Annotated in this window: 2 protein-coding genes; both read right to left on the reverse strand. The window is 50.5% G+C overall.

The features are described 5' to 3' along the window. A partial coding sequence (locus ACP7D4_RS27935) for a T6SS immunity protein Tli4 family protein (protein ID WP_426212691.1) occupies positions 1–1,021 on the reverse strand: 1,021 nt, incomplete at its 3' end. Continuing rightward, complete coding sequence (locus ACP7D4_RS27940) at positions 1,018–1,437, reverse strand: hypothetical protein (RefSeq protein WP_426212692.1); 420 nt, start codon at positions 1,435–1,437, stop codon at positions 1,018–1,020. The genes ACP7D4_RS27940 and ACP7D4_RS27935, both read right to left, overlap by 4 nt. Positions 1,438–1,723: the final 286 nt, after the last annotated feature.

Consider the following 1,723-nt stretch of genomic DNA (forward strand, 5'->3'; position numbering starts at 1 on the left):
GCCGGGAAGACCTATCGCCATCGAGAGAATCGTTCGAAGCCCAGGAAGCCCGGCGTAAAACCACACAAGAAGATGACTCAGAAAAACTGTTGAAATGTCTTAACTTGGGTGGATTGGGCCCTTCCCACATGAAAGCGTGCGCACTTGTGCCATTCAAATCCTTAACTCTATCCAGCACCTCTTCACCTGGAATGGCATTGATGATGCGCGGCCCTTTACCAAGCGATTTGAAATGCGATGCATACTCACGCTTGGTTTCGCTTTCCAAGTCTCTAACGAGTAAGGAATCCTCAATCTGCTTTCTGTTTATTGACGTGTCGAGCCGAATAGCAACATCAGGATGTCCTTTTAACGAGGCGAACATCGTTACCGATTCGTTATCGGCCGCATCTAGCGGATCACGGATCAGTCCCTTTTCGATGCAAAAACCGGGATGGGTGGGAATCTGGTTTGGCATGAGGGCTTCGAAGTTCTTGACCAGCTTGAGCACATTGTTTTCGCTGCGTGGCACCGCTAAACTCTTTCCCGTGAAATGGTATGCGACTGAATTCTTTAAGCCAAACGCCTCGATACTGATTCCTTCCTCGGTGCCAGGAACACGCTGTCCATACTCCATAATCGCGACCGGCTTTTCACGACCGTAATACACTAAAGTAGACTTAAAGTTGATCGCCTCGACGTCCAATTTCTTTTCCATGGAAGGCCGGTCGTACTCATTTTTCTTGAGCGCCACCGCTTGCTCTAGTTGTTCGAGTTCTGATCGTAGTTGCTGGTCTGTGTAGCCGGACTGCACCTGGATATCTACGCTCGCGATACGAGCAGGGGTAAATTCTACCTCCGCGCCTTCTGGCAAATCGATCGTAAATCGCCCTACGCATACTGTCATCATCTTTTGTGTCATGTTATTCACTTTGGTCTTGTCGTGATTGTGGTTATTCCCAAACAGTAGCCCCGCTGTGGTGATTACGATCATCGCCGTTACCCCGGCCACCCACATTTTTCGTGAAAGCGTCCATTTCATTTTGCCACCTGCGCGATTTTAACAATCAGATGATGTGTCAGCATTAGCATTGCCTCGTTCTTATAGCTGCCTTGGTGGTCATAACCTTTAGTCCGGAAAAGACGCTTTACTTTGCCTCGCGGTCCCGCGCCCGACTGTTGAGACACGGTTCCGTCTCCCGGAGCGTCCTGCACGCCTGGGCCAAAAAGAAGCCCTTCATCTTTCGCAACTGTGTAGGCCGGGAACCGAATCGCGCGTGCTCCCCCCGAGTGAAGTCCCTCCGCTGTTTGGCCCAGCGGCATAAGCGGACCGACTTCCTTCCCCAGCGCGTATTGGTTATCTGTTACCCAGCGAAATACGCCAAATGACATTTGATCGTCGTCGGCGCCATAATACGCATAGGAAATTGGGTGGTAATAGGTATTAAGCAACTCCATGTGGAAGTGTTCCGCCTGACTGAGTATGGTCACTCAACCTGATGGGTTTCGGCTCCGTTTTGATCACGTAGCGCGATGGGCGATGGGGTGACCCCCGAAAGGAACTTGAACAAACGCTCCTATTGGGGGAGTCTTCGGTTTCCTAAGACTTCAGACTGCCCATAGTGCGGTAATTTGCAAGCTAGTTGTCGCCTAAAAGCGGTTTCTACGCTGCTTTTTTGAGTTCTGGATTTTTCTCCTTTTTGGTGAGGGTCTCCGTGGCACTTTTTTCCGGATTGAGGTGCAC

Source organism: Massilia sp. TWP1-3-3 (genome assembly GCF_049897805.1).
GTDB lineage: Bacteria > Pseudomonadota > Gammaproteobacteria > Burkholderiales > Burkholderiaceae_D > Telluria_A.

Coding starts and splice junctions, on each gene's coding strand:
- ACP7D4_RS27940 (WP_426212692.1), bottom strand. CDS start 1,437: ATGGAGTTGCTTAATACCTATTACCACCCAATTTCCTATGCGTATTAT.